5 protein-coding genes are annotated in these 4,371 nt (G+C 30.5%); 3 read left to right on the top strand and 2 right to left on the bottom strand.

Translation table 11 applies throughout. The features are described 5' to 3' along the window. Window positions 1-66: 66 nt before the first annotated feature. On the top strand, window positions 67-846 hold the full coding sequence (locus tag ACTTKP_RS11405; protein ID WP_442554022.1) for a hypothetical protein: 780 nt from the start codon (window positions 67-69) through the stop codon (window positions 844-846). 6 nt (window positions 847-852) lie between these two features. Here ACTTKP_RS11405 and ACTTKP_RS11400 read toward each other — a convergent pair whose 3' ends face one another. After that, window positions 853-1,164 (bottom strand): hypothetical protein, encoded by a 312-nt coding sequence (locus ACTTKP_RS11400; protein WP_107856038.1) that lies wholly within the window; start codon window positions 1,162-1,164, stop codon window positions 853-855. Then, on the bottom strand, window positions 1,145-2,134 hold the full coding sequence (locus tag ACTTKP_RS11395; protein WP_442554021.1) for a DNA cytosine methyltransferase: 990 nt from the start codon (window positions 2,132-2,134) through the stop codon (window positions 1,145-1,147). Before ACTTKP_RS11395 ends, ACTTKP_RS11400 begins: the two co-directional genes overlap by 20 nt. A 147-nt stretch (window positions 2,135-2,281) precedes the next feature. Between ACTTKP_RS11395 and ACTTKP_RS11390 the strand changes: the two genes are divergently transcribed. Then, window positions 2,282-2,482, top strand: coding sequence for a helix-turn-helix domain-containing protein (locus tag ACTTKP_RS11390; protein WP_442554020.1), 201 nt, complete (start codon window positions 2,282-2,284; stop codon window positions 2,480-2,482). Window positions 2,483-2,493: 11 nt separating this feature from the next. Further along, the gene (locus tag ACTTKP_RS11385) at window positions 2,494-4,314 is read left to right on the top strand and encodes a KAP family P-loop NTPase fold protein (protein WP_442554019.1); all 1,821 of its coding nucleotides are present in this window, start codon (window positions 2,494-2,496) and stop codon (window positions 4,312-4,314) included. The last annotated feature ends 57 nt before the right edge of the window (window positions 4,315-4,371 follow it).

Here is a 4,371-nt window from a genome sequence, read left to right as displayed (position 1 = left end):
ACATAGAAACTTGTTAACCAAATAGTCTTGATTGACTATACCATTATTATACTAGGAGGTATAACAATGAGTTGGAGAACTTTTGAAGAAGAGTGTACAGCATATTTAAATGAAAAATATGGAATTAAATTTGAACAACAAGGAGAATCTGATTCAACTGTAAGCGATATACTTTATCGCGGGGAGAGAAAAGCTTTTTATATAGAAGCGAAAATGCATAGTGCTCAATGTGGGCAATTTGTATTATTGCCAGATTTAAAAAACGGTGTATTCAGGTATTCTCCTAAAAACAAAACAAATGAAAATGAATATGCCAGAATGATTGTTGATTTTATGGATAGTAATTTTTATAAATTTTGTGATTCAGGAACAGCTGGATTAGATATTAATATGCCAAAATCAGTATTTTATAATTGGATAATTAATTATTATAAAGAAAAAGGTGCAGAATTTTTTATAACTAAAGATAGGGGGGAGTTTTTGATATTTCCCATAGATCAATTCCCTAAATACTTTAATGTGACAGCGAAGTATAGAGAAAAGAAGAGTGGTTCATCTAGCTTAAATAATTCTAATAGATTGGATTTCGAGTATGCAATGGGTATTGCAGGCATAGATTTTAGCTTTAGCGGGTTAGATATTATTTCTGATAGGTATTTAGATGGAACAAAGGTCAGTGGTGATAAATACGACTATCTTATTAGAGAGAATGGCAGTAATTATAAAGTGAGAAAATTATCTAACACTAGAAATGCAAATGTAATATTTTCAATAGAATTAATGAATTATGATGTTGAACAGCAAAAAAGGGATCTTATTAAGTTTGAAAAGGCAATTAGCAAATAAAAGGGGTTACCCGTCAGGGTACTCCTTCTTAAATGCTATATATTTAGTCAATGATAGTTTGTATGTGTGTATATATCTTTCACCAATAGGAAGTGGATATAATTGAAATGAATCCATAATTGGGTTTTTCCCGTTCTTAGAAAAACATTTTAAAAGCTGCTTACAAGCATCTTTATTAAATTCAGAGTCTACTGATGAAGAGATAGGAGATTCAATTAAGGCTCTATCTAACTTTTTCAATCTAGAGATAGTATCTGAAGCGACTTTGGATGAATTACCATTTTTAACCAACCAGGTTTTAAATATAGCTGTATTCATGATTTAAAGCCTCCCCCATGTTTTTAGTGATATATTGTAAAACATTAATTACAACGGAATTGCCAAATTGTTTATATGCTTGACTTGATGATGGATGAATTAAATATGAATCAGGATATCCCATAATACGAGCACATTCACGAGGGTGCAATTTCCTTGTTTTACCATTTATTAAGTATCCACCTGTTTTAGAGAAGACACCACCACCATAAGCGGACAAAGTAATCGCAATTCCTTTAGGGCTGTAAATTCTTTCACCTTGTCCACCTTTGCCAACAGTTCCTATTCTTATTGTTTTATTTGAATTTTCTTTAATTTCTATATCTCTCAGTTCCAGATCTGATCTATTTATTATAAGATTTGATACGTATTCGTCAGGCAATAATAAGTCTTCGACAAATGTAGAAAGCTTAAAAGGCTTCGGGAAAGAGAAATTCTTAATGTTTAAATCCTTTCTAAAACAAATCATATAGATACGTTCTCTCTTTTGAGGGATGCCAAAGTCAAGAGAATTTAAGACGTCAGAGTAGAAGTCATATCCTAAATCTATCATAGTATTTCTAACAACCTTTAGTGTATTGCCATTGTCATGAGATGCAAAATTTTTAACATTTTCCATGAAAACCACTTTTGGATTTTTAGTTTTTACAATTCTAGCCACATCAAAAAACAAAGTTCCCCTGCTATCTTCAAAACCTTTTTGTTTTCCACTAATTGAAAAGGCTTGACAAGGAAAACCTGCACATAAAATATCGTGCTCAGGGATACTGTTTTCGTCAACAAGTGTAATATCACCTTCAGGCATATCTCCAAAATTCATTTGATATACTTCCTGTGCGTATTTATCCCATTCGTTGGAGTAAACACACTCAGCACCAAAGGATTCCAGTGCGAGCCTAAATCCACCTAATCCAGCGAATAAATCTATAAATTTTAAACCAGTAAGATTTTTATTTTTTACTTCAATCATAAGATACCTCCCTTTTGATAGCGCATTGCGCATTATTATTTTATATAATTATTAAGCTTCTGTCAATATAATAGTGTATAAAATTATACTAAAGTATGATATAATGAACTATAACTCTAAATAATGATTTTAATAGGGGTTATAAAGATGAAATTTAGTTATAAAAAATTGTGGAAATTATTGATAGACAAAGATATAAAGCATAAAGATTTAATCAATAAAACAGGAATTAGTAGAAGTACGTTTTATAAGTTAAAGAAAGACGAAAATGTAACGACAGATGTATTATTAAAAATATGTGAAGAACTTAACTGTGATATATCTGAAATTGTGGAAGGTATAGATTAGGGAGGCGTTTTATGTGGAAAGATAGTGAAACCGAACTGGATTTTCTTGACTACGATTACTTAATACAAACGCTTCAAAGTATCATCACAGATGATTCTCTTTTACCGGCGAGTATTGGAGTATACGGTGACTGGGGGAGTGGAAAGTCAAGCTTGATGTATATGTGCAAAGAGCGTTTGATTAAGGGAGATGAAAAAATTAAATGTTTAGTATTTAATGGTTGGCTGTTTGAAAATTATGAAGACGCAAAAACGGCGATATTAGGTACTATTCTTGATGAGATTAGTAAAGAAACACACTTAACTAAAAAGGCACAAGAAATTATTAAAGGGTTATATAAAAGTGTTGATAAATTTAAATTGGTAAAAGGTGCATTGAAATATGGAACTGATTTTTTAGTGACAGGAGGGATTGGCTCTTTGCTTGACATAACAATGAATCAGGTCTTGAAATATGGTCAAGAAAAAATAGAAGTCACTGATTTAGAAAAAATTAAATCTAATATTGAAAGCGAATTAAATAACAAAGAGTTACGTGAGGATATTAGAAAATTTCAAAAAGCATTTGCATCTTTGCTAGAAGAAACAAAAATTAGTCGTTTAGTTGTTTTTATAGATGAGTTGGATAGATGTAGACCAGATACTATTTTAGAAACGCTTGAAGCAATAAAATTATTTCTTTTTGAGGGAAAAGTTGCTTTCGTTATTGGTGCTGATGAACGTCATATTTCGTATGCAGTTAAAAGTAAATTTAGAGATATAGAAGGCATTCAGATTGATATTGGGAAAGAATATCTTGAGAAATTAATACAATATCCTATTCGCATCCCACAATTAAATGCAGATGAGGTGGAAATTTATATTGCATGTTTACTTTTACAGTCAGAATTATCGGAAGAAAATTTTCAAAAAGCTCTATCATGGATAGTTGAGAAGAAAAAAGAGGATTTCGAGAGATTTAAGATTGAATCAGTTATAACTTTATTTTCAGATAAAAACGATGATTATTTAAATATTGTAGAATCACTTTCTATTGCAAATCAGCTGGCATTTGTTTTATCTAATGGATTGCATGGAAACCCTCGTCAGTGTAAACGATTCTTGAATTCCATGTATATGAGATTGCAAATGGCATCTTATAAGAATAAGAAATTGGATAGAAAAATTCTTGCAAAGATAATGATATTGGAATATATAAAACCAAGAATTTTCAATAAAATAGCAGAAATGGCAGCGGATAACAGTTTAAGTAAAGAATTAACACTATTCGAGAATGGTACACCAGAGAATAGCGATAAGTTAAAAATTTGGAGAGAAGATAATTGGTTTTTAAATTGGTGTAAAATAGATCCTAAATTATCTGAGGAAAACCTCAATACATATTTTTATTTTACAAGAACCTCATTGGATGAAAAAATTAGTCGTATATCATCTTTTCTTTCACCAGAAGCCCAAGAAATATTGGAACAACTTCTTTCAAAATCAGACGTTAAAATTCAACAAGCAATTAAATCTGTTGAAAATATATCAGATGCTGATGCCGCTGCAATTCTTGAGGCTATGAATTCTTCCATGGTATCTGAAACAATAATAGCTAAAGAATTGATGAAATCATTTCTACTGTTTGCGCAGCAAAGAACTGAGTTAACCAACGATACTCTCAGTTATTTACAATCACTTAGTGGCTCGCAAATTAATCTTGGTTGTATAAGTTATATAGCTGAATATGCGAATAAAATGAATAAGAAAGTAGAAATTTTAGAGATAGCATCTCAATGGGATAAGAACAAACAAGGCTTAAAAATTGGAATAGAAAAACTGTTAGAAAAATAGATAAGTCCAGCTAATAAATGTCAATAGCTAAAATAAAAAAATATTAGTTTTATTTTA

It is taken from the genome of Catonella sp. (assembly GCF_052169795.1).
Taxonomy (GTDB): Bacteria; Bacillota; Clostridia; order Lachnospirales; family Lachnospiraceae; genus Catonella.
This window is presented reverse-complemented; position numbering and strand designations above follow the sequence as displayed.

Excerpts from the sequence above, each read along its gene's own strand:
- ACTTKP_RS11390 (WP_442554020.1), top strand. The coding sequence starts at position 2,282 with ATGAAATTTAGTTATAAAAAATTGTGGAAATTATTGATAGACAAAGAT.
- ACTTKP_RS11400 (WP_107856038.1), bottom strand. The coding sequence starts at position 1,164 with ATGAATACAGCTATATTTAAAACCTGGTTGGTTAAAAATGGTAATTCA.
- ACTTKP_RS11395 (WP_442554021.1), bottom strand. The coding sequence starts at position 2,134 with ATGATTGAAGTAAAAAATAAAAATCTTACTGGTTTAAAATTTATAGAT.
- ACTTKP_RS11405 (WP_442554022.1), top strand. The coding sequence starts at position 67 with ATGAGTTGGAGAACTTTTGAAGAAGAGTGTACAGCATATTTAAATGAA.
- ACTTKP_RS11385 (WP_442554019.1), top strand. The coding sequence starts at position 2,494 with ATGTGGAAAGATAGTGAAACCGAACTGGATTTTCTTGACTACGATTAC.